This window comes from Pseudomonas sp. TNT2022 ID1044 (assembly GCF_028656895.1).
Lineage (GTDB): Bacteria > Pseudomonadota > Gammaproteobacteria > Pseudomonadales > Pseudomonadaceae > Aquipseudomonas > Aquipseudomonas reinekei.
Map to the genome: position 1 here is coordinate 454,339 of NZ_JAMDHB010000022.1, position 26,882 is coordinate 481,220.

24 protein-coding genes are annotated in these 26,882 nt (G+C 59.0%); 3 read left to right on the forward strand and 21 right to left on the reverse strand.

Going from position 1 to position 26,882, the window contains the following annotated elements; genetic code table 11:
- Positions 1-21: 21 nt before the first annotated feature.
- The 5 genes from recX to M5G20_RS24565 all read right to left on the reverse strand — a co-directional run bounded on the left by recX (position 22) and on the right by M5G20_RS24565 (position 3,495).
- Entirely contained in the window at positions 22-489 is a 468-nt protein-coding gene (gene recX, locus M5G20_RS24545; protein WP_273921278.1) for a recombination regulator RecX, read from the reverse strand.
- 8 nt (positions 490-497) lie between these two features.
- A complete protein-coding gene (gene recA / locus M5G20_RS24550) occupies positions 498-1,556 on the reverse strand; it encodes a recombinase RecA (protein WP_053159537.1) in 1,059 nt (352 codons plus the stop codon).
- An 83-nt stretch (positions 1,557-1,639) separates the two neighbouring features.
- Positions 1,640-2,140: a CinA family protein gene (locus M5G20_RS24555; RefSeq protein ID WP_273921280.1), complete on the reverse strand. Its 501-nt coding sequence runs from the start codon at positions 2,138-2,140 to the stop codon at positions 1,640-1,642.
- A gap of 117 nt (positions 2,141-2,257) precedes the next feature.
- Entirely contained in the window at positions 2,258-2,599 is a 342-nt protein-coding gene (locus M5G20_RS24560; RefSeq protein WP_273921281.1) for a phage holin family protein, read from the reverse strand.
- Positions 2,600-2,760: 161 nt separating this feature from the next.
- Positions 2,761-3,495 (reverse strand): LexA family transcriptional regulator, encoded by a 735-nt coding sequence (locus M5G20_RS24565; RefSeq protein ID WP_273921374.1) that lies wholly within the window; start codon positions 3,493-3,495, stop codon positions 2,761-2,763.
- 210 nt (positions 3,496-3,705) lie between these two features.
- On the opposite strand from M5G20_RS24565, the gene mutS reads away from it, so the two are divergent.
- Entirely contained in the window at positions 3,706-6,285 is a 2,580-nt protein-coding gene (gene mutS, locus M5G20_RS24570; protein ID WP_273921282.1) for a DNA mismatch repair protein MutS, read from the forward strand.
- Between the two features lie 142 nt (positions 6,286-6,427).
- Entirely contained in the window at positions 6,428-6,751 is a 324-nt protein-coding gene (gene fdxA, locus M5G20_RS24575; protein ID WP_273921284.1) for a ferredoxin FdxA, read from the forward strand.
- Positions 6,752-7,235: 484 nt separating this feature from the next.
- Here the strand turns inward: fdxA and rpoS are convergent, their stop codons facing one another.
- From rpoS to M5G20_RS24615, 8 genes are all read right to left on the reverse strand, one after another.
- Positions 7,236-8,243: an RNA polymerase sigma factor RpoS gene (gene rpoS / locus M5G20_RS24580; protein WP_056856224.1), complete on the reverse strand. Its 1,008-nt coding sequence runs from the start codon at positions 8,241-8,243 to the stop codon at positions 7,236-7,238.
- A 104-nt stretch (positions 8,244-8,347) separates the two neighbouring features.
- The gene (locus tag M5G20_RS24585) at positions 8,348-9,205 is read right to left on the reverse strand and encodes a peptidoglycan DD-metalloendopeptidase family protein (RefSeq protein WP_273921376.1); all 858 of its coding nucleotides are present in this window, start codon (positions 9,203-9,205) and stop codon (positions 8,348-8,350) included.
- Between the two features lie 211 nt (positions 9,206-9,416).
- Complete coding sequence (locus M5G20_RS24590; protein WP_177336601.1) at positions 9,417-10,052, reverse strand: protein-L-isoaspartate(D-aspartate) O-methyltransferase; 636 nt, start codon at positions 10,050-10,052, stop codon at positions 9,417-9,419.
- A gap of 41 nt (positions 10,053-10,093) precedes the next feature.
- Positions 10,094-10,843, reverse strand: coding sequence for a 5'/3'-nucleotidase SurE (gene surE / locus M5G20_RS24595; protein ID WP_273921285.1), 750 nt, complete (start codon positions 10,841-10,843; stop codon positions 10,094-10,096).
- Positions 10,831-11,889, reverse strand: a complete 1,059-nt coding sequence (gene truD, locus M5G20_RS24600) for a tRNA pseudouridine(13) synthase TruD (protein ID WP_273921286.1) — start codon at positions 11,887-11,889, stop codon at positions 10,831-10,833. Before truD ends, surE begins: the two co-directional genes overlap by 13 nt.
- Positions 11,886-12,359 carry a 2-C-methyl-D-erythritol 2,4-cyclodiphosphate synthase gene (gene ispF, locus M5G20_RS24605; protein WP_034149878.1) on the reverse strand — a complete coding sequence of 158 codons (474 nt, stop codon included), beginning with the start codon at positions 12,357-12,359 and terminating at the stop codon, positions 11,886-11,888. Before ispF ends, truD begins: the two co-directional genes overlap by 4 nt.
- Before the next feature lie 41 nt (positions 12,360-12,400).
- A complete protein-coding gene (gene fghA / locus M5G20_RS24610; RefSeq protein ID WP_443218321.1) occupies positions 12,401-13,249 on the reverse strand; it encodes an S-formylglutathione hydrolase in 849 nt (282 codons plus the stop codon).
- A gap of 96 nt (positions 13,250-13,345) precedes the next feature.
- Entirely contained in the window at positions 13,346-14,458 is a 1,113-nt protein-coding gene (locus tag M5G20_RS24615; RefSeq protein ID WP_273921287.1) for an S-(hydroxymethyl)glutathione dehydrogenase/class III alcohol dehydrogenase, read from the reverse strand.
- Positions 14,459-14,565: 107 nt separating this feature from the next.
- Between M5G20_RS24615 and M5G20_RS24620 the strand changes: the two genes are divergently transcribed.
- On the forward strand, positions 14,566-15,462 hold the full coding sequence (locus tag M5G20_RS24620; RefSeq protein WP_150732112.1) for a LysR substrate-binding domain-containing protein: 897 nt from the start codon (positions 14,566-14,568) through the stop codon (positions 15,460-15,462).
- Here M5G20_RS24620 and ispD read toward each other — a convergent pair.
- The 8 genes from ispD to dnaE form a co-directional block, all read right to left on the reverse strand.
- Positions 15,459-16,166: a 2-C-methyl-D-erythritol 4-phosphate cytidylyltransferase gene (ispD, locus tag M5G20_RS24625; RefSeq protein ID WP_212625618.1), complete on the reverse strand. Its 708-nt coding sequence runs from the start codon at positions 16,164-16,166 to the stop codon at positions 15,459-15,461. The genes M5G20_RS24620 and ispD overlap by 4 nt on opposite strands.
- Positions 16,163-16,441, reverse strand: a complete 279-nt coding sequence (ftsB, locus tag M5G20_RS24630; RefSeq protein ID WP_075946756.1) for a cell division protein FtsB — start codon at positions 16,439-16,441, stop codon at positions 16,163-16,165. Before ftsB ends, ispD begins: the two co-directional genes overlap by 4 nt.
- Positions 16,442-16,613: 172 nt before the next feature.
- Positions 16,614-17,903 (reverse strand): phosphopyruvate hydratase, encoded by a 1,290-nt coding sequence (gene eno, locus M5G20_RS24635; RefSeq protein ID WP_075946755.1) that lies wholly within the window; start codon positions 17,901-17,903, stop codon positions 16,614-16,616.
- Positions 17,904-18,048: 145 nt separating this feature from the next.
- On the reverse strand, positions 18,049-18,894 hold the full coding sequence (kdsA, locus tag M5G20_RS24640) for a 3-deoxy-8-phosphooctulonate synthase (RefSeq protein ID WP_060541044.1): 846 nt from the start codon (positions 18,892-18,894) through the stop codon (positions 18,049-18,051).
- A gap of 5 nt (positions 18,895-18,899) precedes the next feature.
- Entirely contained in the window at positions 18,900-20,531 is a 1,632-nt protein-coding gene (locus M5G20_RS24645) for a CTP synthase (RefSeq protein WP_157714753.1), read from the reverse strand.
- Positions 20,532-20,805: 274 nt separating this feature from the next.
- Positions 20,806-22,134 (reverse strand): tRNA lysidine(34) synthetase TilS, encoded by a 1,329-nt coding sequence (tilS, locus tag M5G20_RS24650; RefSeq protein ID WP_273921291.1) that lies wholly within the window; start codon positions 22,132-22,134, stop codon positions 20,806-20,808.
- Between the two features lie 132 nt (positions 22,135-22,266).
- A complete protein-coding gene (locus M5G20_RS24655; protein ID WP_150732108.1) occupies positions 22,267-23,214 on the reverse strand; it encodes an acetyl-CoA carboxylase carboxyltransferase subunit alpha in 948 nt (315 codons plus the stop codon).
- Positions 23,215-23,352: 138 nt separating this feature from the next.
- Positions 23,353-26,874: a DNA polymerase III subunit alpha gene (dnaE, locus tag M5G20_RS24660; protein WP_212625620.1), complete on the reverse strand. Its 3,522-nt coding sequence runs from the start codon at positions 26,872-26,874 to the stop codon at positions 23,353-23,355.
- Between the last annotated feature and the right edge of the window lie 8 nt (positions 26,875-26,882).

The window sequence follows — 26,882 nt, forward strand, 5'->3', positions numbered from 1 at the left end:
CGAAATAGCGGGCCGCTTCAATTAATCATCCATCCCTCGACCGCTGAACAAGCGGCTGATCATCTCCATGGAAAATCCGCGATACGCCAGGAACCTGCCTTGTTTTGCACGTTCCCGGGCGTCGATCGGCAATTGCCCGGAGAATTTGCGGCGCCAGGTATCTGTCAGCTGCTCCTGCCAGTCGATGCCGCTCTCGCGCAAGGCCAGTTCGATATCGCTGCGTTGCAGACCACGCTGGCTCAACTCTTCACGAATTCGCAACGGGCCGTATCCGGAACGGGCACGGTAGGAAACAAAGCTTTCCAGGTAACGGGATTCGGATAACAAGCCCTCTTCCGTCAATCGGTCGAGCGCGGTGTCGATCATTTCAGGGAGAGCGCCGCGCTGGCGCAGCTTACGCGTCAGCTCGACCCTACCGTGCTCGCGTCGTGCGAGCAGGTCCATTGCGGTTCGCCGCACCGCGACGAGTGTATCGAGTACGGCGGTCATCGGATCAATCAGATATCAGCGTCAGCCAGGTCGTCTTCAGTCTCTTTGACGGCAGAAGCTTTGGCGTCTGCTACCGACGAAGGAGACAGCAGCTTGTCGCGCAGTTGCTTCTCGAGCGTTGCGGCGATGTCCGGGTTATCCGCCAGGTACTTGGCCGAGTTGGCCTTGCCCTGACCGATCTTGGTGCCGTTGTAGGCATACCATGCACCGGACTTTTCGACGAAACCATGCAGAACGCCGAGGTCGATCATCTCACCGTTGAGGTAGATGCCCTTGCCGTAAAGAATCTGGAACTCGGCCTGACGGAACGGCGAAGCCACTTTGTTCTTCACCACCTTGACGCGGGTTTCGCTACCGACGACTTCATCACCTTCTTTCACCGCGCCAGTACGGCGGATGTCCAGACGAACCGACGCGTAGAACTTCAGCGCGTTACCACCCGTGGTGGTTTCCGGGCTACCGAACATCACGCCGATTTTCATACGGATCTGGTTGATGAAGATCACCAGGCAGTTGGCGTTCTTGATGTTACCGGTGATTTTACGCAGCGCCTGGGACATCAGGCGGGCTTGCAGGCCCACGTGCATGTCGCCCATTTCGCCTTCGATTTCAGCCTTCGGTACCAGGGCTGCCACGGAGTCGACGATGATCACGTCAACCGCGTTGGAGCGCACCAGCATGTCGGTGATTTCCAGGGCCTGTTCGCCGGTGTCCGGCTGGGAAACCAGCAGGTCGTCGACGTTGACGCCCAGCTTGCCGGCGTATTCCGGGTCGAGGGCGTGTTCGGCGTCGACGAATGCGCAGGTCGCGCCGGCTTTTTGAGCCTGGGCGATCACGGACAAGGTCAGCGTGGTTTTACCGGAAGATTCAGGACCGTAGATTTCAACAATACGGCCTTTTGGCAGACCGCCGATGCCGAGAGCGATGTCCAGCCCCAGAGAGCCAGTGGAGATAGCCGGGATCGCCTGACGGTCCTGATCGCCCATACGCATTACGGCACCCTTGCCGAATTGACGTTCGATCTGACCCAGGGCCGCAGCCAAGGCTTTCTTCTTGTTGTCGTCCATTAAAGTCCTCACGTAATCAATAAGGCCTGACGGCCAACACCTGTATAAGTAGCCAGTATTATTCCACAGCGATTACGGATCGCCTACCCCTGATTTGAGATTTCTGCCGCGGTATAGCGCAGCAGCCCCTCTAGAGCGGCCCTCACCGTTTGTCGGCGGACTTCGTCACGGTCACCGGGGAAGTGCTGCACCTCGCTGAATACCCGTTCGCCAACGCCCCAGGCCAGCCAAACGGTACCCACCGGTTTGCCTGGCGAACCGCCGTCCGGCCCGGCCACGCCACTGACCGCCACGGAAAAAAACGCGCGGCTTTTATACTGAGCGCCCTTGGCCATCGCTTCGACCACCTCGCGACTGACCGCCCCTACCGTGGTGAACAACTCCACCGGGACGTTCAATTGCAGGTTCTTCTGCAGATTGGAGTAGGTGACATAACCGGCCTCGAACCAGGCCGAACTGCCGGGAATCCGGGTGATCGCCTCGGCAATCCCGCCACCGGTACAAGACTCGGCCGTGGACACATGGGCATTGAGAAGCTGCAATTGCCTGCCAAGGTCAGCGGCCAGTTGAGTGGTTAATTTCACGGTCATCTCCAGATCGGGCGGAATGAGACTAACCGTACACCAGCCCATCGCACTTGCAAGTTACAGGGTCGATCAAAGTGTAAGGGCTGAATGCCGGTGGATACGGTTGGCCGCCAATCAGTTCTGCGCTTCATGGGGTCGGACGGCACGTACGCCCAGGCGTTTGGCCATCCAGCGTTCATAAAGCCCCAAAACCATGTCCGTGCCGGCCATCGCGGTCAGGCAACCTCCCGCACATACTGCCCAAATCGAAACATTGGCAGCATGCAACAGCATGATCGTCGATGCACCACAGACCATGCTGGAGCCAGACCGCATGATCAGCCGTCGGACAAGACTCCTGCCAGTAACGCCCTCTTTATCGGCCCGCCACATTTCGCCGACGACTCCGCTAACCAGAGGCAGGGTGATAAACAGCCAGAAAGGCATGTCCAACAATGCATATTGCTCCATGGTCATTTCCCGCCTCCCTTGGATGAAAAACCCAGCAAGTGACGTCCAAACACCATGCATTAACGCATGGATTGTCAATGCATTGATGCATATCACAAGTCCGTCCCATGCATTCAGCAAATAAAAAAACCGCTTACATCAGCGGCTTTTTTTGTCTGCCAAAACGACTAACGGGCGTACATGCCCCACCAGAAGACGTGACCGAGGATCACGATTTGCTCTTCCTGCATTTCCTGGAAGCTGTAGTCCTCGTCCGGGTGCTCATCGCGATTGAAGCTGCGCAGTCGAATCCCGGTCGGCAGGCGATAAAGCTGTTTCACCCGTAGCTGGCCGTTATGGTTGATTGCGTAAAGATCGCCATCAATGATGTCGCCAATCCCGCATTTGCCGGCATTGACCCCAACCGTTGCCCCATCGCGCAGCACCGGCAACATGCTGTTGCCGCGCACGGTCACGCATTTGGCCTGGTCGAACTGCACACCGTTATGGCGCAAGCTACGTTTGCCGAAGCGCAGGCTGGAGCGCTCGCTTTCCTCGATGACGAACCTTCCCGATCCCGCAGCCAATTCAACCTCGCGAAGAAAGGGGACTGACACCTCATCGTCATCGATGGGGGTATCGTCGTCCCACAGACTTATATCCTTGAGTTCCGAATGCAGCTCTGCGCGTCCGCCCGCAGCAACCGGCGCGACGTCGGCGCGGCCGCGCAATTGGTCGGTGCTCACGGCGAAGTACTCGGCGATCTTCGAAATGTGTTTATCCGAAGGGTCGACGATCTTCCCGCTGAGAATCCGCGAGAGTGTGGATTGAGGCACGCCGGTACGACGGTGAAGCTCCGTGGGGGAGATCCCGTGCTGATCGAGCAGCGCTCTTAATACGGTAGAAACATTGCGTTTTTGCATAACGCGCATAGTGCTTGTTCTTTTTACGGGAGGCAAATGCAGGTTTGCATTAAAGACGCATAAGCAGTGCGTAAACCCGCGGAAGCAGACCGCGTGGCGTTCGTGCCTGCGTCCGGCAGACCGCCCATGTTAATCTTGCGCCCATTGCGGAAAAGCCGGGCCGATGCCCCTCTTTTGCCCCACACCTTTCGACGAGTTTTCCGATCCCCAATGAATAAAGCACTCTCCGACCTGTCCTCCCACACGCCGATGATGCAGCAGTACTGGCGCCTGAAAAACCAGCACCCCGACCAGTTGATGTTCTACCGCATGGGTGACTTCTACGAGATCTTCTATGAAGACGCGAAGAAGGCCGCCAAGTTGCTGGACATCACCCTGACCGCTCGCGGGCAATCGGCCGGGCAGGCGATTCCGATGTGCGGGATTCCTTACCATGCCGCCGAAGGTTATCTGGCGAAACTGGTGAAGCTCGGCGAGTCGGTGGTGATCTGCGAGCAGGTCGGCGACCCGGCCACCAGCAAAGGGCCGGTGGAACGTCAGGTGGTGCGGATCATTACACCGGGGACAGTGAGTGACGAAGCGCTGCTGGACGAGCGCCGCGACAACCTGATCGCAGCCGTGCTGGGGGATGAGCGCCTGTTCGGCCTGGCCGTGCTGGACATCACCAGCGGTAATTTCAGCGTGCTGGAAATCAAGGGCTGGGAGAATTTGCTGGCAGAACTGGAGCGGGTCAATCCGGTGGAGTTGTTGATCCCGGACGACTGGCCAAAAGATCTGCCGGCGGAAAAACGCCGTGGGGTTCGTCGTCGTGCGCCGTGGGATTTCGAACGCGATTCGGCGTTGAAAAGTCTTTGCCAGCAGTTTTCCACCCAGGACCTCAAAGGTTTCGGTTGCGAGAACCTGACCCTGGCCATCGGCGCCGCCGGTTGCCTGCTGGCCTATGCCAAAGAAACCCAGCGCACCGCCCTGCCCCACTTGCGCAGCCTGCGCCATGAGCGTCTGGACGACACCGTGGTGCTGGACGGCGCCAGCCGTCGCAATCTGGAGCTGGACACCAACCTCGCCGGCGGCCGCGACAACACGCTGCAATCGGTGGTCGATCGTTGCCAGACCGCCATGGGCAGTCGCCTGCTGACCCGCTGGCTGAACCGCCCGCTGCGCGACCTTACCGTTTTGCTGGCACGCCAGAGCTCGATCACCTGCCTGCTCGACGGCTACCGTTTCGAAAAGCTGCAACCGCAACTCAAGGAAATCGGCGACATCGAGCGGATTCTCGCGCGGATCGGCCTGCGCAATGCTCGCCCGCGCGACCTTGCACGCCTGCGTGATGCCCTCGGCGCACTGCCTGAGCTGCAAGTGGCGATGACCGAACTTGAAGCTCCGCACCTCCAGCAACTGGCGACAATTACCAGCACCTACCCGGAACTGGCTGCGTTGCTGGAAAAAGCCATTATCGATAACCCGCCAGCGGTGATCCGTGACGGCGGTGTGTTGAAGACCGGTTACGACAGCGAACTCGACGAACTGCAATCGCTCAGCGAAAACGCCGGGCAGTTCCTGATCGACCTCGAAGCCCGCGAGAAGGCCCGCACCGGCCTGTCGCACCTGAAGGTCGGCTACAACCGCATCCACGGTTACTTCATCGAATTGCCGAGCAAGCAGGCCGAATCCGCCCCGGCCGATTACATCCGGCGCCAGACCCTCAAGGGTGCCGAGCGTTTTATCACCCCGGAACTCAAGGCTTTCGAGGACAAAGCACTGTCGGCCAAGAGCCGTGCCCTGGCCCGAGAGAAGATGCTCTACGAAGCACTGCTCGAAGACCTGATCTCGCAATTGCCGCCGCTGCAGGACACTGCCGGCGCACTGGCCGAGCTGGACGTCTTGAGCAACCTCGCCGAGCGTGCGCTGAACCTCGACCTTAATTGCCCGCGCTTCGTCAGCGAGCCGTGCATGCGCATCACCCAAGGTCGTCACCCGGTGGTCGAGCAGGTGTTGACCACGCCGTTCGTGGCCAACGACCTGAGCCTGGACGACAACACGCGCATGCTGGTGATCACCGGCCCGAACATGGGCGGTAAATCCACTTACATGCGCCAGACCGCGCTGATCGTATTGCTGGCGCACATCGGCAGCTTCGTCCCGGCGGCCAGTTGCGAGTTGTCGCTGGTCGACCGCATCTTCACCCGGATTGGCTCCAGCGATGACCTGGCCGGTGGCCGCTCGACTTTCATGGTCGAAATGAGCGAAACCGCCAACATCCTGCACAACGCCACCGAGCGCAGCCTGGTGCTGATGGACGAGGTCGGACGCGGGACCAGTACTTTCGACGGTTTGTCCCTGGCCTGGGCCGCCGCCGAGCGTCTCGCGCATTTACGTGCCTACACGCTGTTCGCCACCCACTACTTCGAGCTGACGGTGCTGCCGGAAGCCCAACCACTGGTGGCCAACGTGCACCTCAACGCCACCGAACACAACGAACGCATCGTGTTCCTCCACCATGTATTGCCAGGGCCTGCGAGCCAGAGCTACGGCCTGGCCGTGGCACAGTTAGCCGGCGTGCCCAGCGAAGTGATCGTGCGCGCCCGCGAGCATTTGAGCCGCCTGGAAGACACCGCCCTGCCCCATGAAGCGCCGAAGCCTGTCAAAGGCAAACCGGCGACGCCGCAGCAGAGCGACATGTTCGCCAGCCTGCCGCACCCGGTGCTGGATGAGCTGGCCAAACTCGATCTGGACGACATGACACCCCGTCGTGCACTCGAAATGCTCTATACACTAAAGACACGGATCTAACGCATACGCTTGCAAGCTGTTAGAATCTCGCGCGGTTTGGGATGCTGCAGGCGATTAGCCTGGCCTGCAGACTATCGCTCCCGAACCTTGCGACCCCCACGTGAAGGGGCGCAGCAAGCCGCGCCTGAGGAGAAAATTAGAAATGACCTTCGTCGTCACCGACAACTGCATCAAGTGCAAGTACACCGACTGCGTAGAAGTGTGTCCGGTGGACTGCTTTTACGAAGGCCCGAATTTCCTGGTGATTCACCCGGATGAGTGCATCGACTGCGCACTGTGCGAACCTGAATGCCCGGCTGTGGCCATCTTCTCTGAAGATGAAGTGCCTGCCGGTATGGAAAACTTCATTGCGTTGAACACGGAATTGGCCGAAATCTGGCCGAACGTCACAGAACGCAAAGATCCGCTGCCAGACGCCGCTGAGTGGGATGGCAAGCCAGGCAAGATCGAACACCTCGAACGCTGATTACCCCCGCGTTCCCAAAAAAGGCCCCACAAGGGCCTTTTTGCTTTTCTGCGAGCAAAAAAAAGGGGCGGTTTGACCCGCCCACATTTTTTCCCTATTCCCTGTGTTCCTTTTCATCGTCCTGATGAATCGCGTCCTGCGAGTTCCTTTCCCCTCATCCTTGAAGGGCGTGTCTATCCGTCGACACAACCCGGATACTAGAGCGTTCCTCACCAAGAGCAATCGCCCTCCTGCGCCGGAATGGCTTGTCACACATCCTTAATCTTTAAATATTCCCTTTATTATCATTGTGATAGAAGCCATCGCTGCAAATCATGGCCGACTGCCACCGTGTAAAAATACTGAACACTTACGAAAGAGTAAGCAAAGGCTTACATCGCGAGACGACAAACCCGCGGTGATATCCTCCGCACTGAAAGCCAGATTCCCAGATAGCAAAAAGCCCCGAAGATCGGGGCTTTTTGTTGGCCGACAAACGTATCGCTTATTGAAACAGCGACTCGCTGGACAGGCCGTTTTTCTCCAGGATCTCCCGCAGACGCTTGAGGCCTTCAACCTGAATCTGTCTGACTCGTTCGCGGGTCAGGCCGATTTCCAGACCTACATCTTCAAGGGTGCTGCTCTCGTGACCGCGCAGACCGAAGCGGCGTACAACCACTTCACGCTGCTTGTCAGTGAGCTCGGAGAGCCATTGATCGATGCTCTGGGACAGGTCGTCATCCTGCAGCAGTTCGCACGGATCGGTTGGACGATCGTCGGTGAGGGTGTCCAGCAGGGTTTTATCCGAATCCGGACCCAGCGAGACGTCGACCGAAGAAACCCGCTCGTTGAGGCCGAGCATGCGCTTGACCTCTGCTACCGGTTTTTCCAGCAGGTTGGCGATTTCTTCGGGAGAGGGTTCATGGTCGAGTTTTTGCGTCAGCTCCCGTGCAGCCCGCAGGTACACATTGAGCTCCTTGACCACATGAATCGGCAACCGGATGGTCCGGGTCTGATTCATGATCGCGCGCTCGATGGTCTGACGAATCCACCAGGTTGCGTAGGTCGAAAAGCGGAAGCCGCGCTCAGGGTCGAACTTTTCCACCGCCCGAATCAGGCCGAGGTTGCCCTCTTCGATCAGATCCAGCAGCGACAACCCACGATTGACATAGCGCCGGGCGATTTTCACCACCAGTCGCAAATTACTTTCAATCATGCGTTTGCGCCCGGCCGGATCTCCACTTTGCGACAAGCGCGCAAAATGAACTTCTTCTTCGGGGGACAACAGAGGGGAAAAGCCGATTTCATTGAGATACAGCTGCGTGGCATCAAGTGCACGCGTGTAGTCAATGTACTTGTGTTGTTTCAACGACGCGGAGTGTTTGGATTTGGCACGAACGGAAGGTGGAGCCGCCCCTTCATCATTCGACATCGAATCCGTACCGATGCCGGTCTCCATCAGGAGAACCTCATCGTCGATGTCAAACTCCGGCACTTCTTTACTGAGAGCCATTGTTATAGTCCTTTGGTGAGTTCGACCTCAAGCTCAAGCGGCGCCTTTATCCTTGGCAACGCTGGAGCCTGTCCCCTCTACGCGACGGAACAGGCTGGTAGCGATCAACGGCGTGGCAGGAACTGCAGCGGATCTACTGGTTTACCTTGGCGGCGAATCTCAAAATGCAGTTTCACCCGGTCTGTACCCGTGGACCCCATTTCGGCAATTGTCTGTCCGACCTTGACCTGCTGCCCCTCCCGAACCAACAGCCTGCGGTTATGTCCGTAGGCACTGACGTAGGTTTCGCTGTGTTTGATGATGACTAATTCGCCGTAGCCCCTTAAGCCACTCCCGGCGTATACCACCGTCCCATCAGACGCAGCTAAAACAGGCTGTCCCAAATCTCCGGCGATATCAATTCCTTTATTCAAACTACCGTTTGAAGAGAATTTTCCAATCAAAATGCCATTGGATGGCCATCCCCAGCCGGTCGGGGCCGGGCCGGCGGGAGGCATTGGAGCGGGTGCCGGCTTGTTGGCGACGGACGGTACAACCGTGGTCGTGGTCGAGGTAGAACCGCCAACCGGACGCCGGATGACCGTGGTTTTACTCGAGGATGAAGGCGACGAACTGGACGAACTCACCACCGCTGTCGGCGTTGAACCGGTGCGGCCATCAAAGCGAATCGCCTGACCCGGGCGAATCGTGTACGGCGCAGGAATGTTGTTACGTGCGGCCAGAGCCTTGTAGTCCCAACCGTAGCGGAACGCGATCGAAAACAGGGTGTCTTTTGGTCGAACCACATACTGACCGGTCGTCACGATCGGGCGCTGGGGCGCGGCATTGTTACGATCGACTACCCGGACGTTGCTGGATTTCGTGCTGGAACAACCCACCAGCAAGGTGCTCAAGACAAGGCCAGTCACCAGGCGCTGAAAGCTCGTTGTACCCATACGCTGCGCAATGACTGTGAGACTCACCCGCCGCTCCCTTTGTGGTGGCTGAAAATGTGATTTGCCGTGATCCGGCATGCTATGTCGCCAGTATAACGGGCCGTGCAGGCTTTACCCTTAATGAAGCGATTTGGCTGGGCGCACACGTTTGCTGTTCGCCAAACCAACCCGTTTAACCAATCGACGCCGCTGTAAGACAGAGGCAATCGAAGAGAATTCAGCGCGTCGGAATAAATGCTCAGGCCAGTGGCCCATTGAGCAAAGGAACGAAGCGAACGTTCCCCAAAACGCGCCGGGAAAAGCCCTGTTCTTCCCGAATGATCAGCAACAATTGTTGAACCTCACCGGACCCCACCGGAATCACCAGACGCCCGCCGGGTGCCAATTGATCGAGCAAGGCTTGAGGGACATCGGTGGCCACCGCGGTCACGATGATCCCGTTGTACGGTGCCAGCGCCGGCCAGCCCTCCCAGCCATCGCCCCAGCGAAACACCACGTTACGCAGGTTCAACTCGACCAGACGTTCCTTGGCCCGGTCCTGCAGCACCTTGATGCGCTCGACGGAAAATACCCGCTCCACCAGTTGCGACAATACCGCCGTCTGATAGCCGGAACCGGTGCCGATTTCCATGACCTTGTCCAACGGCCCGGCTTCCAGCAGCAACTCGCTCATGCGAGCCACCATATAAGGCTGGGAGATGGTCTGGTTATGCCCGATCGGCAGCGCCGTGTCCTCGTAGGCCCGGTGTGCCAGCGCCTCGTCGACGAACAGGTGACGCGGCGTGCGACGGATGACTTCCAGCACCTTGGCGTTGGACACCCCTTCCTCATACAGTCGCTGGATAAGTCGCTCGCGGGTCCGTTGCGAGGTCATGCCTATGCCGCGATGCAGCATATCGTCTTGTCCACGAGTCATCAGCGCAGCCCCTCCAGCCAGCCATCAAGACTTCTGAAGGCATCATTGAAGGTTCGATCGAGCTGCAGCGGGGTGATTGAAACATACCCCTGCATCACCGCATGGAAATCGGTGCCCGGGCCGCCATCTTCGGCATCCCCGGCCGCCGCGATCCAATAACCGGCCTTGCCGCGCGGGTCGACTACTTTGATCGGCGCCGCGGCGCGGGCGCGATGCCCGAGGCGGGTCAACTGGATGCCGCGGATGTGTTCCAGCGGCAAGTTGGGAATGTTCACGTTGAGTACCGTGCGCGGTGGCAGGTCGAGATCCGCATGAGCCTCGACCAGCTTGCGCGCGAAGTACGCCGCTGTGGGCAGGTTCTCGACCTGGCGTGAGACCAACGAAAAGGCGAACGCAGGACGCTCCAGGAAACGCCCTTCCAAAGCCGCCGCCACCGTGCCGGAATACAGCACATCGTCGCCCAGGTTGGCGCCCAGGTTGATCCCGGAAACCACCATGTCCACTTCGCGGTCCAGCAAGCCATTGAGGCCCAGGTGCACGCAATCGGTCGGTGTGCCGTTGATGCTGATGAAACCGTTGCCCAGTGTGTGCGGGTGCAACGGACGGTCGAGCGTCAGCGAGCTGCTGGCGCCGCTTTTGTCCTGGTCCGGGGCGATAACCACACACTCGTTGTCATCCGCCAGCGCAGCATAAAGCGCGGCGAGACCGGGTGCGGTTACCCCATCGTCGTTAGAAATCAGAATACGCATGGGCTGTCCGTCTGCCCCACCGGCACCAGATCAACGAGCTCGCGCACCAATACGGTGGCAAAGCATCCGGCCGGCAGGACGAATTCCAGTTGCAGAATGTCAGGCTCGGGATAATGCCACGTCAACCCACCAATGGGCAGCCGCAGGATGCGACGTTCGTGGCTCATACCGGCGTTAATCAACCAATCGCGAAGGTCTGCTTCGCGCGCGGCGATTGCCTGCTCCAGTTCATGGACAGCGCCCGTGGCCGGCGAGTCACCTTCGCCCCACTGCGGCCCTGTCGGGTGCAGATCGAGAATCGCCAGGCGCGGGTCGCTGCATTCGGCCTCACCGGCCGGAAAAAAACTGCGGCTATCGGTAAACGCCAGCAAGTCACCGACCTGGGCATGCTGCCAGGTACCGTCGGCAACACGCGCGGCCAATACCTGGTTAAACAGAAAACTGCGGGCCGTGGACAGCAGGCGCGAACGCACATTGCGTTGCTCCGGCAAAGCCTTGCGCGCGGCCCAGGCACGGGCGTCAACCACGTTGCCGCCATCATGCCCGAAACGCTGGGCACCGAAATAATTGGGAATGCCCTGCTTGGCGATCAGTTGCAGGCGCGCCTCGATCGCAGCCTTGTCGCCGGCGAACCGGGTCAGACGCAGCGTGAAACCATTGGCCGAGTGCGCACCGCGTTGCAGCTTGCGTTTGTGGCGGCTGGTCTTGAGGATTTTCAACGTGTCGTTTTCGGCTGCCGACAGATCCGGATCGGCCTTACCCGGCAGTTGCACGCTGAACCACTGACGTGTCAGCGCCTGACGATCCTTGAGCCCGGCATAGCTGACCGTGCGCAAGGAAACGCCCGCGGCCTTGGCAATCCGCCGTGCTGCTTCTTCAGTATTCAGGCCGCGCTTTTCCACCCAGATCCACAGATGTTCGCCGTCGCCACTCAAGGGAATATCAAGGACTTCATCGACCTGAAAATCTTCGGCGATGGCTTTCAGCGCCGCAGTGCCGAGGGGTTCACCATAGGCCCGCGGGCCGAGCAGTTGCAGTTCGTTCATGCGCGCAGCAACAAGGCAACGGAGTGCACGGCAATGCCTTCTTCGCGACCGACAAAGCCAAGCTTTTCGGTGGTGGTAGCTTTCACATTCACTTGATCCAACTCAACTTGAAGATCCGCGGCAATCAGCGCACGCATCGATTCGATATGCGGAGCCATTTTCGGCGCCTGGGCGACGATGGTGTTATCGACGTTGCCGACCTTCCAGCCTTTGGCGTGGATCAGTGCGACGACATGACGCAACAGCGCACGGCTGTCGGCGCCCTTGAATTGCGGGTCGGTGTCCGGGAAATGCTTGCCGATGTCACCCAGCGCAGCCGCGCCGAGCAAGGCATCGCTCAAGGCGTGCAGCAGGACGTCACCGTCGGAATGAGCGAGCAGCCCGAAGCTGTGTGCTATGCGCACGCCGCCCAGAGTAATGAAATCGCCTTCAGCGAAACGGTGCACATCATAGCCGTGGCCAATACGCATAAAAAAACGCCCCGATTTTTGTCAGGGCGTGATTCTACCTGCTATTGAGCACCTAGAGCATGCGCGTGATGTTGCAAGTGATCTTCGATGAAACTGGCGATGAAGAAATAACTGTGGTCGTAGCGAGGTTGCAGGCGCAACGTCAGCGGATGCCCGGCCAGTCTGGTCGCCTGTTGCAAGGCTTGCGGCTTGAGCTGGTTGACGAGGAAATCGTCGCGATCACCTTGGTCGACCAACAGCGGCAACTGCTCGCGGGCCTCGGCAATCAATGCGCAGGCATCCCATTCGCGCCATTTCGAACGGTCTTCACCCAGATAACGGGAAAAGGCCTTCTGCCCCCACGGGCAGTCCATCGGATTGTTGATCGGCGAGAACGCCGACACCGACAGATAACGCCCCGGATTGCGCAAGGCACACACCAGCGCACCGTGGCCACCCATGGAGTGACCGCTGATGCCGCGCTTGTCCGATGCCGGGAAATGGGCTTCAACCAAGTCAGGCAGTTCCTGCACGACATAGTCATGCATCCGATAATGCCGAGACCACGGTGCCTGCGTGGCATTCAAATAGAACCCGGCACCGAGGCCAAAGTCCCACGCACCCTCCGGATCCCCCGGAACATCAGGACCCCGAGGGCTGGTGTCCGGCGCAACAATGATCAACCCCAGCTCGGCGGCCATGCGCATGGCGCCGGCCTTCTGCATGAAGTTCTCGTCAGTACAGGTCAGGCCGGACAGCCAGTACAGCACCGGCAGCTTGCCGCCCTGCTCCGCTTGCGGCGGCAGGTACACGGCGAACACCATGTCACAGCCGAGCACTTCGGAGCGATGGCGATAGCGCTTGTGCCAGCCGCCGAAGCTTTTCTGGCAGGAAATGTTTTCCAAAGTCATGGGGATTCTCCCAGTGGCGAGCTTCAAGCCTGAAGCTGCAAGCAGAGGCACGGTGCGCTCTTCTTGTAGCTTGGGGCTCGTCGCTCGCCGCCGCTTTTAGAAATGGATGACAGTGCGGATGCTTTTCCCTTCATGCATCAGGTCGAAAGCCTTGTTGATATCTTCCAGGCCCATGGTGTGGGTGATGAAAGTATCCAGCGGGATTTCGCCGGTTTCGGCCATTTCCACGTAGCTTGGCAACTCGGTGCGACCACGCACGCCACCAAACGCCGAACCGCGCCAGACGCGACCGGTGACCAGCTGGAACGGACGGGTGGAGATTTCCTGACCGGCGCCGGCAACGCCGATAATCACCGACTCGCCCCAGCCCTTGTGGCAGCACTCGAGCGCTGCACGCATCAGTTGCACATTACCGATGCACTCGAACGAGAAGTCGACGCCGCCATCGGTCATGTCGACGATGACTTCCTGGATCGGACGATCGAAGTCTTTCGGGTTTACACAATCGGTTGCACCCAACTGTCTGGCGATCTCGAATTTGGCGGGGTTGATGTCAATGGCAATGATCCGCGCAGCCTTGGCTTTTACCGCGCCGATGACAGCGGAAAGACCGATGCCGCCGAGGCCGAAAATGGCCACGGTATCACCTGGTTTCACCTTGGCAGTGTTGAGCACTGCGCCGATGCCGGTGGTGACGCCGCAACCCAGCAGGCAGACTTTTTCCAGCGGTGCTTCTTTGGCAATTTTGGCGACCGAGATTTCCGGCAGCACGGTGTACTCGGAGAACGTCGACGTGCCCATGTAGTGGAAAATCGTTTCACCCTTGTAGGAAAAACGCGAAGTGCCGTCCGGCATCAGGCCTTTGCCCTGGGTTGCGCGAATGGCCTGGCACAGGTTGGTTTTGCCCGACAGGCAGAATTTGCACTGGCGGCATTCCGGGGTGTAGAGCGGGATCACGTGATCGCCGACTGCGACGGAAGTCACACCCTCGCCGATCGCTTCGACAATCGCCCCGCCTTCGTGACCGAGGATAGACGGGAAGATGCCTTCCGGGTCGGCACCGGACAAGGTGTAGGCATCGGTATGGCAAACACCGGAGGCCACCACGCGCAGCAACACTTCACCGGCCTTGGGCATGGCGACATCGACTTCAACGATCTCCAGAGGTTTCTTGGCCTCGAAGGCAACGGCGGCGCGCGACTTGATCATGGTGATTCTCCAGTGAATAAAAACGAGACAGTGAGTGTAATACAGCGCCTTACGGTGAATAATCCGGACAAAAGCAAAACATTATTGCCATACAGGGATAATCTTTTATGTCCGATAACCGCTGGGAAGGCATCGACGAATTCGTCGCCGTCGCCGAATGCAGCCAGTTCACCGCTGCCGCCGACCGCTTGGGCGTTTCTTCCTCGCATATCAGTCGACAAATCGTACGCCTTGAAGAGCGTCTGCAAACCCGTTTGCTCTACCGCAGCACGCGGCGGGTGACGCTGACTGAAGCCGGGCAGACTTTTCTACAACATTGCCAACGTCTGCAGGATGGACGCGAAGAAGCACTGCGCGCCGTCGGCGACCTGACCAGCGAACCCAAAGGCATGTTGCGCATGACCTGCGCCGTGGCTTACGGCGAACGCTTCATCGTGCCCCTGGTTACCCGTTTCATGGGGCTTTACCCGCAACTGCGGATCGACATCGAGTTGAGCAATCGGCAACTCGACCTGGTGCACGAAGGCCTCGACCTGGCGATCCGCCTCGGGCGCTTGCAGGACTCAAGACTGGTCGCCACCCGCCTAGCGCCACGGCGCATGTTTCTTTGCGCCTCTGCGTCTTACCTTGAGCGGTACGGTCGCCCACACAGCTTGTCGGAACTGAGCCGCCATAACTGCCTCATCGGCAGTTCTGACCTGTGGCAACTGGAACAGAACGGGCGGGAATATTCGCAACGGGTGCAGGGAAACTGGCGATGCAACAGTGGGCAGGCGGTGTTGGACGCGGCACTGCAAGGCGTGGGGTTGTGTCAGTTGCCGGATTATTACGTGCTGGAGCATCTGAAAAGCGGCGCGTTGATTTCGCTGTTGGAAGCGCATCAACCGCCCAATACGGCGGTGTGGGCGTTGTATCCACAGCAACGGCACTTGTCGCCGAAGGTGCGCAAATTGGTCGATTATCTAAAGGAAGGGTTGGCCGAAAGGCCGGAGTATCAGGGTTAACGTCGGTTAGCCCAACGCTGACGCAACCATTCCAGGTCTTCAGGGCGCGTGACTTTGAGGTTATCGGATCGCCCTTCAATCAAGCGCGGCGCCATCCCGGACCACTCCATGGCCGACGCTTCATCGGTGATGACTGCGTCCGCCACCAGACTGTCGGCCAACGCCCGATGCAACGCACCGAGGCGAAACATCTGCGGCGTATAAGCCTGCCAGATCACACTGCGATCCACGGTCTCAACCACACGACCCTGTTTATCGACCCGCTTGAGCGTATCCCGTGCAGGAACCGCCAACAGCCCGCCCACCGGGTCTTCAGCCAGCTCGCCCAACAACTTGTCCAGATCGTCGCGGCTCAGGTTGGGCCGGGCAGCGTCGTGCACCAGCACCCAATCCTCATCTTCCGCACCCAACGCATGCAAGTGCAGCAAGGCATTGAGCACCGAACCGGAACGCTCGGCGCCGCCGTCAACGCGGTGGATACGTTTATCGACAGCACACGCCAGATTCGGCCAATAAGGATCATCAACAGCAAGACTGACCACCAGGCCTTTCAGGCAAGGATGATCAAGGAAACAGCCGAGGCTGTGTTCGAGAATAGTGCGCCCGCCCAATTGCAAATACTGCTTGGGACGGTCCGCGGCCATACGGGCGCCAACGCCCGCGGCGGGAATCACGGCCCAGAAGGCCGGTAACGTCTGGTTCATTGTGCCAACTGGTAAAGGGTTTCACCGTCCTTGACCATGCCCAACTCGTGGCGAGCCCGCTCTTCGACGGTCTCCATGCCCTTTTTCAACTCACTGACTTCAGCGTCCATCACCCGATTGCGCTCCAGCAACGTCTGGTTCTCAGCTTGCTGATCGGCAATCTGCTGAGTCAGCTCGGCCACTTGCGCCAGGCTGCCATCACCCACCCACAGGCGGTATTGCAGGCCAGCCAGCAACAGGAGCAAGACGAGGAACAACCAATTGGGACTGCGCATCGAATATCAGGTATCCAGTGAAAAAAGACAGCCACACCAAAACATGAAGCTACTGATAGCACGAAGCCTGGAAGAACCAGGCTTGTGCTCTTAAGGCATCAGATTAGTGGCAAAAACGTCGCTGTAGCGATTTTTCCGACACGATCCGCTGACTTTTTTACCATGTACTCAATTAACCGCGGAACTCGCTACGGCCGTTGTACTTGGCTTTACCGTTCAACTGCTCTTCGATACGCAGCAGTTGGTTGTACTTGGAAACGCGATCGGAACGGCACAGGGAGCCGGTCTTGATCTGGCCAGCCGAGGTGCCCACGGCCAGGTCGGCAATGGTCGAATCTTCGGTTTCGCCGGAGCGGTGCGAGATCACGGCGGTGTAACCGGCAGCCTTGGCCATCTGGATGGCTTCCAGGGTTTCGGTCAGGGTGCCGATCTGGTTGAACTTGATCAGGATCGAGTTGGCGATCTTTTTATCGATGCCTTCTTTCAGGATCTTGGTGTTGGTCACAAACAGATCGTCGCCTACCAGCTGAGTCTTCTCGCCGATCTTGTCGGTGAGGATTTTCCAGCCAGCCCAGTCGGACTCGTCCAGGCCATCTTCGATGGAGATGATCGGGTAACGCTCGGTCAGGCCTTTCAGGTAATCAGCGAAACCTTCGGCGGTGAACACCTGGCCTTCGCCGGACAGGTTGTACTTGCCGTCTTCGTAGAATTCGCTGGCCGCGCAGTCCAGAGCCAGGGTCACGTCAGTGCCGAGTTTGTAGCCAGCGTTGGCCACTGCTTCGGAGATCACTTTCAGCGCGTCTTCGTTGGAAGCCAGGTTTGGTGCGAAACCACCTTCGTCACCGACGGCAGTGCTCAGGCCACGGGCCTTCAGCACGGCTTTGAGGTGGTGGAAAATCTCGGTGCCCATGCGCAGACCTTCCGAGAAAGACTTGGCGCCAACCGGCTGAACCATGAATTCCTGGATGTCGACGTTGTTATCGGCGTGCTCGCCACCGTTGATGATGTTCATCATCGGAACCGGCATCGAGTAAACACCCGGGGTGCCGTTCAGGTTGGCAATGTGGGCGTACAGCGGCAGGTCCTGGTCCTGTGCTGCTGCCTTGGCCGCGGCCAGGGAAACGGCGAGGATGGCGTTGGCGCCCAGGGTTGCCTTGTTTTCAGTACCGTCGAGCTTGATCATCGCCAGATCGAGGGCTTTCTGGTCGCTTGGGTCCATACCTTTCAACAGATCGCGGATCGGACCGTTGATGTTGGCTACGGCTTTGAGTACGCCCTTGCCCAGGTAACGGCTCTTGTCGCCATCACGCAGCTCGAGTGCTTCACGCGAGCCAGTGGAAGCACCGGACGGCGCGCAAGCACTGCCGATGATGCCGTTGTCGAGAAGCACGTCCGCTTCCACGGTGGGATTGCCACGGGAGTCGAGAACTTCACGACCTTTGATGTCGACGATTTTAGCCATTGTTGTAAACACTCCAAAGTTGACGAAAACGCTTACTGATCGATTTATAACTTGTAGGTCACACTTGTAGGAGCCGGCTTGCCGGCGATGGGGCCCGTAAGGACGCTATCGCCAGCAAGCCGGCTCCTACAACCGAATTCCGATGCTACGCGGTTTCTACCGTCGGAAAACTCTTTACCAGTTCGTCCAGGGCTTTGAGCTGGGCCAGAAATGGCTCCAGTTTGTCCAGACGCAAGGCGCAAGGGCCGTCGCACTTGGCGTTGTCCGGATCCGGGTGAGCTTCGAGGAACAGACCGGCCAGGGATTGGCTCATGCCGGCTTTCGCCAGATCGAGGACCTGAGCGCGGCGACCGCCGGCTGAATCGGCGCGACCACCCGGCATTTGCAGCGCGTGGGTCACGTCGAAGAACACCGGGTATTCGAACTGCTTCATGATGCCGAAGCCGAGCATGTCGACGACCAGGTTGTTGTAGCCGAAGCTCGAACCACGTTCGCAGAGGATCAACTGATCGTTACCCGCTTCCACGCACTTGTTCAGGATATGTTTCATTTCCTGAGGCGCGAGGAACTGGGCTTTCTTGATGTTGATCACCGCGCCGGTCCTGGCCATTGCGACGACGAGGTCGGTCTGGCGCGACAGGAAGGCCGGCAGCTGAATGATGTCGCAGACTTCAGCGACGACCGCCGCCTGCTCAGGCTCGTGGACGTCGGTGATGATCGGCACGCCGAAGGCTTGCTTGATGTCCTGGAAAATCCGCATGCCCTCTTCCAGGCCGGGGCCACGGTAAGAGGTCACGGAGGAACGGTTGGCCTTGTCGAAGCTGGCCTTGAACACGTAAGGGATACCCAGTTTCTGGGTAACCTTCACGTACTCTTCGCAGACTTGCATCGCCATGTCGCGGCTTTCCAGCACGTTCATGCCGCCGAACAGCACCATTGGCTTGTCGTTGGCAATCTCGATATCGCCTACGCGGATGATCTTCTGCGCCATCAGGTTTACGCCTTCTTCTGGTGTTGAGCCAAAGCTGCCTTGACGAAACCGCTGAACAACGGGTGACCGTCGCGTGGCGTCGAGGTGAACTCAGGGTGGAACTGGCAAGCGACGAACCATGGATGATCCGGTGCTTCAACCACTTCAACCAGCGCACCATCACCGGAGCGACCTGAGATTTTCAGGCCGGCTTCCATGATTTTCGGCAGCAGGTTGTTGTTCACTTCATAACGATGACGGTGACGTTCAACGATCACGTCCTTGCCATAGCAATCGTGAACCAGCGAACCCGGTTCCAGCAGGCAATCCTGCGCGCCGAGGCGCATGGTGCCGCCCAGGTCGGAGGTTTCGGTACGGGTTTCGACGGCACCGGTGGCATCTTCCCACTCGGTGATCAGGCCTACGACCGGGTGACCGCTTGCACGATCGAACTCGGTGGAGTTGGCGTCTTTCCAGCCCATGACGTTACGAGCGAACTCGATGACAGCCACTTGCATGCCCAGGCAGATGCCCAGGTAGGGAACCTTGTTTTCGCGAGCATATTGGACAGCAGTGATCTTGCCTTCCACGCCACGCAGACCGAAGCCGCCCGGCACCAGAATCGCATCGACGCCTTCGAGCAGCGCAGTGCCCTGGTTTTCGATGTCTTCGGAATCGATGTAGCGCAGGTTGACCTTGGTGCGGTTGCTGATGCCGGCATGACTCATCGCTTCGATCAGCGACTTGTAGGCGTCCAGCAGTTCCATGTACTTGCCGACCATGGCGATGGTGACTTCGTGCTCAGGATTGAGCTTGGCGTCGACCACGGCTTCCCACTCGGACAGATCGGCACCGCCACACTGCAAGCCGAAACGCTCGACGACGAAATCGTCCAGGCCCTGGGAGTGCAGGATGCCCGGGATCTTGTAGATGGTGTCGGCGTCTTCCAGCGCGATGACCGCACGTTCTTCAACGTTGGTGAACTGCGCGATCTTGCGGCGCGAAGAAATGTCGATCGGGTGATCGGAGCGGCAGACCAGCACGTCTGGCTGCAGGCCGATGGAACGCAGTTCCTTGACCGAGTGCTGGGTTGGCTTGGTTTTGGTTTCGCCGGCCGTGGCGATGTAGGGCACCAGTGTCAGGTGCATCAACATCGCGCGCTTGGCGCCGACTTCGAAACGCAGCTGGCGGATGGCTTCGAGGAAAGGTTGCGACTCGATGTCACCTACGGTGCCACCGATCTCGACCATTGCCACGTCGGCATCGCCTGCACCCTTGATGATGCGGCGCTTGATTTCGTCGGTGATGTGCGGAATCACCTGGATGGTTGCGCCCAGGTAATCACCACGGCGCTCTTTGCGCAGCACGTGTTCGTAGACACGGCCGGTGGTGAAGTTGTTGTTCTGGGTCATGGTCGTGCGGATGAACCGCTCGTAGTGGCCCAGGTCCAGATCGGTCTCGGCGCCGTCGTGGGTGACGAACACTTCACCGTGCTGGAACGGGCTCATGGTGCCCGGGTCGACGTTGATGTACGGGTCCAGCTTCAGCATGGTGACCTTAAGTCCCCGCGCCTCCAGGATGGCCGCCAATGATGCCGATGCAATGCCTTTCCCCAATGAAGAAACAACACCGCCCGTGACGAATATGTAGCGCGTCATGAAAAACCCTAGAAGTCTGCGTTAAAGCGGTCCGAGCCGCCGGGGAAAGCGAAGGAAGGCCGAAGCCCCCGATCACCTGCATTAATCACAGTGCACCTTTCAAAAAAACCGCCGCGTTGGGACAGACCGGAAGATGAAACACCGGTACGTTGCTCGCTACACATTTTTTGGAATCGCCCAGCAAAGACTGCTTGGTAATCGGCAACTCCTGCAATTCAGGCGAATCCACAGAAGTTGTATCAAGAAGGGAGCGTAGTCTACCGGAAAGCCCCTTTCAGCTCAAACCTTGATCTTCGTTCGGCGGCTGCCAATGCAAATTCCAGTTTCCCCCCGCACCACTCTCCAACCCCTGAAGGTTCGGCACCGCCAGCAATTGCCCGCCCTTGAACAGCAGCGGCAATCTGCCGCGCACAAACTGCGGCACTCCCCGCTCGTTAAGCAAACGCTTCAGATCGCGATGGCCGCGCGGCGGCAACTCCATGATTTCGCCACCTTCACGATAGCGGATCTGCAACGGGCCATCGGGGATTTGCCCCGTTAACATCAGTACGCCATTGCCGGGCAACGCGCGCGGCTGCGCGGGGTCAGGCCACTCCCCTGCTGCGAGCACCGGGTCCAACCAACCACCCGACAACCACCATAGACGCCCACCTGCCCGATGCAACTCGCCATCCGCCAGCCGCCAGATCGGGCGGGCGTCCACGGCTGCATCACGTAAACTGTCCCAACCCGACCAATGGTCGCTGTCGGGCAGTCGGGTGAGCGGTTCGAGCCAGTGGCTGAGCGCGTTACGCTGGCGGGCAACGGAAAGCTTTTCCAGCCCGGCCAGTTCCAGAGACGGCAAGCCCAGCCAATCGAAATCACTTGGCGTGCTCGCCTGACTCAAGTCGATTTGCGCAAGATCATCGAGTAATGCCTGCGCCTCACTCAGATGTGCGGCGCTGCGAGCCATGGTCGCCATTGCCTGCGGGAAGCGCGCCGTCAACGCCGGGAACACCTGATGGCGCAGGTAATTGCGCGAGAACTGCCGGTCCTGATTGGAAGGATCCTCAATCCAGTTCAAATGGTTTTCGCTGGCGTAGGTTTCCAGCTCTGTCCTGGTGATATCGAGCAAAGGCCTCAGCAAATGCCCGTTACCCAACGGGCGCTGGCGTGGCATCCCCGACAACCCTCGCACCCCTGCCCCACGTAACAGGCGGAACAACAGGGTTTCCGCCTGATCGTCACGGTGTTGCGCGGTCAGCAGCACTTCATTGGCTTGAGTCGCCTGAATGAACGCGCCGTAACGCGCATCCCGTGCCGCACGTTCCAGGCTGGCGCCGGGTTGCACCTGCACGTGCACGACCTGCAGCGGCACGCCCAACGCGTCACAGACCGACCGACAATGTTCCGGCCACGCGTCCGCCACAGCCTGAAGGCCATGATGGACATGGATGGCGGTGAGTGCCGGCAGGGATTCGGTTTTGGCGAGGTGGGCGAGAAGGTGCAGCAGGACGGTGGAGTCGAGGCCACCGGAGAAAGCGATGTGCCAGGTAGTGGCGTTGCGCCAGGGCTTCAGGTTCAGCAGAAGCCTGGAAGGCAAATCAATCGCGGACTGACTCATTTCTGCCTCATTGCACAAATCAAATGTGGGAGCGAGCCGGCTCGCGAAGGCGGCTTAACATTCAACACAGTTGCTGACTGTCATACCGCTTTCGCGAGTAGGCTCGCTCCCACATGGGTACTGCGTGTTCGATCAGAGACCGTAGCTCATCAGGCGCTCGTAACGACGGTCCAGCAGCGCCTTGTTGTCGAGTTTCTTGAGCATCGCCAGTTGCGAGCTCAGCTCGGCACGGATCGAAGCCGCTGCAGCCGCCGGGTCACGGTGGGCGCCACCCAAAGGCTCACCAATCACCTTGTCGACGATGCCCAGGCCTTTGAGGCGCTCGGCGGTGATGCCCATCGCTTCAGCGGCATCCGGAGCTTTCTCGGCGGTTTTCCACAGGATCGAAGCGCAACCTTCCGGCGAGATCACCGCGTAGGTCGAGTACTGCAGCATGTTCAGCTGATCGCAAACGCCGATGGCCAATGCACCGCCGGATCCACCTTCGCCGATTACGGTGGCGATGATCGGGGTTTTCAGGCGCGCCATCACACGCAGGTTCCAGGCGATCGCTTCACTCTGGTTGCGCTCTTCGGCATCGATGCCCGGGTAGGCGCCCGGGGTGTCGATGAAGGTCAGGATCGGCATCTTGAAGCGTTCGGCCATTTCCATCAGGCGGCACGCCTTGCGGTAGCCTTCCGGGCGCGGCATGCCGAAGTTGCGGCGAACTTTCTCGCGCACTTCACGGCCTTTCTGGTGACCGATGATCATCACCGGCTGGTCGTCCAGACGGGCGATACCGCCGACGATGGCTGCGTCGTCGGAGAAGTGACGATCACCGTGCAATTCGTCGAACTCGGTAAAGATGTGTTCGATGTAGTCCAGGGTGTAAGGACGTTTCGGGTGGCGCGCCAGACGTGCGATCTGCCAGCTGGTCAGCTTGCCGAAAATGTCTTCGGTCAGCGTTTTGCTCTTGTCCTGCAGGCGGGAGATCTCATCGCCGATATTCAGCGAATTGTCATTACCGACCAAGCGCAACTCTTCGATCTTGGCTTGCAGGTCGGCGATCGGCTGTTCGAAATCTAGAAAATTCGGGTTCATAGGCGTCCGTCTTGGGTCGAGTCCAAGTGATCTTGGGCCGGCCGGTTGTCTATTCGCGCCCTACCTTAAGGGACAGGCGCGCTGAGGTCGAGATTAAAAATTCAGGTTGCGGGCAGGCGTTCTGACATTACCTGCCGGTCAACGGTATTGGAGGAAGACGTTGTCTCGCCCGAACTGGTCACGCAGGGCTTGAATCAACGCATCCGCCGGATCGATTCGCCAGCCTTCACCGAACTGCAGCAAGGCCTTTGCGTCGGGGCTGGTGTAGTCCATGGTGATCGGACAGGCACCGCGGTGACGCTTTAACAGTTCACCCAGCCAGCGTAGCTGATCGCCCTTGAGATCCTTGGCGTGCAGCTTCAAACGCAGGCTCTCGGCCAGGTTGGTGCGCGCATCTTCCATGCTCATCACCCGCTTGACCCGCAGCTTCAGGCCACCGGAGAAGTCGTCGTTGCTGACCTCGCCCTCGACCACCACCATCGCGTCGGTCTGCAACAGCGATTGCGCGGAATGGAACGCTTCGGAAAACAGCGAGGCCTCGATTCGGCCAGAGCGGTCGTCAAGGGTGATGAACCCCATCTTGTCGCCCTTTTTGTTCTTCATCACACGCAGGGCGATGATCATCCCGGCGACCGTCTGGGTGTCGCGCGCCGGTTTCAAATCGATGATGCGCTGACGTGCGAAACGACGGATTTCACCCTCGTATTCGTCGATCGGGTGACCGGTCAGGTACAGGCCGAGGGTGTCTTTCTCCCCTTTCAGGCGTTCCTTGAGGGTCAGTTCCTTGGCCTTGCGATGGTTGGCGTAGACGTCGGCGTCTTCTTCGACAAACAAACCGCCAAACAGGTCGGAGTGACCACTGTCCTGGGTGCGTGCGGTTTGTTCGGCGGCCTTGATCGCTTCTTCCATGGCGGTCAGCAACACCGCGCGATTGCGGTCGATGTTGGCTTGGTAGGCTTTCTGCTCGTCATGGAAATACGGGCCAAGACGATCCAGCGCACCGCTGCGGATCAAGCCGTCGAGGGTACGCTTGTTGATGCGCTTGAGGTCGACCCGGGCGCAGAAATCGAACAGGTCCTTGAACGGGCCTTTCAGGCGCGCTTCGGTGATCGCCTCCACCGGGCCCTCACCCACGCCCTTGATCGCACCGAGACCGTAAATGATCCGGCCTTCGTCGTTCACCGTGAACTTGAATTCCGAAGTGTTCACGTCCGGCGCGTCGAGACGCAGCTTCATCGTGCGCACTTCTTCGATCAAGGTCACGACCTTGTCCGTGTTGTGCATATCCGCCGAGAGCACCGCGGCCATGAACGGTGCCGGGTAGTGCGCTTTCAGCCATGCGGTCTGGTACGACACCAGGCCATAGGCAGCGGAGTGGGATTTGTTGAAGCCGTAACCGGCGAATTTTTCTACCAGGTCGAAAATGTTACCGGCAAGGTCCGCGTCAATATTGTTGGTGGCGCAACCTTCAATGAAACCGCCACGCTGCTTGGCCATTTCCTCGGGCTTTTTCTTACCCATGGCTCGACGCAGCATGTCCGCACCGCCGAGGGTGTAGCCCGCCATCACCTGGGCAATCTGCATCACCTGTTCCTGATACAGGATGATGCCGTAAGTCGGTGCTAATACCGGCTTCAAGCCTTCGTACTGGTAGTCCGAGTGCGGATACGCCAGTTCGGCGCGACCGTGCTTACGGTTGATGAAGTCGTCCACCATGCCCGATTGCAGCGGGCCCGGACGGAACAGTGCCACCAGTGCGATCAAGTCTTCAAGGCAGTCGGGCTTGAGCTTTTTGATCAGCTCTTTCATGCCGCGCGATTCAAGCTGGAACACCGCCGTGGTTTCGGCTTTTTGCAGCAGCGTGTAGGTCGGTTTGTCGTCCAGCGGGATGAACGCGATGTCGAGCGGCGGTTCGTTGACCTTGGCGCGATCGCGGTTGATGGTTTTCAGCGCCCAGTCGATGATCGTCAGGGTCCGCAGACCCAGGAAGTCGAACTTCACCAGACCGGCGGCTTCAACGTCATCCTTGTCGAACTGGGTCACCAGGCCGTCGCCTGCTTCGTCGCAATAGATCGGCGAGAAGTCGGTCAGCTTGGTCGGCGCAATCACCACACCACCGGCGTGTTTACCGACGTTACGCACAACGCCTTCGAGCTTGCGGGCCATCTCCCAGATTTCCGCGGCTTCTTCATCGACCTTGATGAAGTCACGCAGGATTTCTTCCTGTTCGTAGGCTTTTTCCAGGGTCATGCCCACTTCGAACGGAATCATCTTCGACAGACGATCCGCCAGGCCATAGGACTTGCCCTGCACCCGTGCCACGTCGCGGACCACCGCCTTCGCCGCCATGGAACCAAAGGTGATGATCTGGCTCACGGCGTTGCGGCCGTACTTCTCGGCCACATAGTCGATGACCCGGTCACGACCGTCCATGCAGAAGTCGACGTCGAAGTCGGGCATCGAAACCCGTTCCGGGTTAAGGAAACGTTCGAACAGCAGGTCATATTCCAGCGGGTCGAGGTCGGTGATCTTCTGTACGTAGGCCACCAGCGAGCCGGCACCCGACCCACGGCCAGGACCTACCGGCACGCCGTTGTTCTTGGCCCACTGGATAAAGTCCATCACGATCAGGAAGTAACCGGGAAAGCCCATCTGGATGATGATATCCAGCTCGAAATTCAGCCGGTCGACATAGACCTGGCGCTTGGCTTCGTAATCTTCAGTGGTGTCCTTGGGCAGCAGGACCGCAAGCCGCTCCTCAAGGCCATCGAAGGACACCTTGCGGAAATATTCATCGATGGTCATGCCATCGGGGATCGGGAAGTTGGGCAGGAAGTGCGTGCCCAGCTTCACATCGATGTTGCAGCGCTTGGCGATCTCGACGGTGTTTTCCAGCGCTTCGGGAATGTCGCTGAACAGCTCGGCCATTTCCTCGGCGCTTTTGAGGTATTGCTGATCGCTGTAATTCTTCGAACGCCGCGGATCGTCGAGGGCGCGGCCCTCACCAATACATACGCGGGTTTCGTGGGCAGCGAAGTCTTCCTGCTTGATGAAGCGCACATCGTTGGTCGCCACCAGTGGCGCGCCGATCTTCTCGGCCAGGGCGACAGCGCCGTGCAGCTGCTCTTCGTCATTCGGCCGATTGGTCCGCTGAATCTCCAGATAGAAACGGTCCGGAAAAACCGCCATCCATTCGCGCGCCAGGGTTTCGGCTTCGTCCGGATTGCCACTGATAATGGCCTGACCGATCTCACCTTCCTTGGCCGCCGACAGCATGATCAAGCCTTCATTGGCCTCGGCCACCCACTCACGCTCTATGATGATCGAGCCATTGCGCTGGCCATCGATGAAGCCGCGGGAGATCAACTCGGTCAGGTTGCGATAGCCGACGGCGTTCATTACCAGCAGGCTGATCCGGCTCAGGGCATTGTCCGGATCCTTGTTCGACAGCCACAGGTCGGCGCCGCAGATCGGCTTGATCCCGGCCCCCATGGCGTTTTTATAGAATTTGACCAGGGAACACATGTTGTTCTGGTCGGTGACCGCGACGGCTGGCATGTTCATGCCGACCAGCGTCTTGACCAGCGGCTTGATCCGCACCAGACCATCGACCAGGGAGTATTCAGTGTGCAGGCGTAGATGAACGAATGAAGCCGGCATAGTGATCC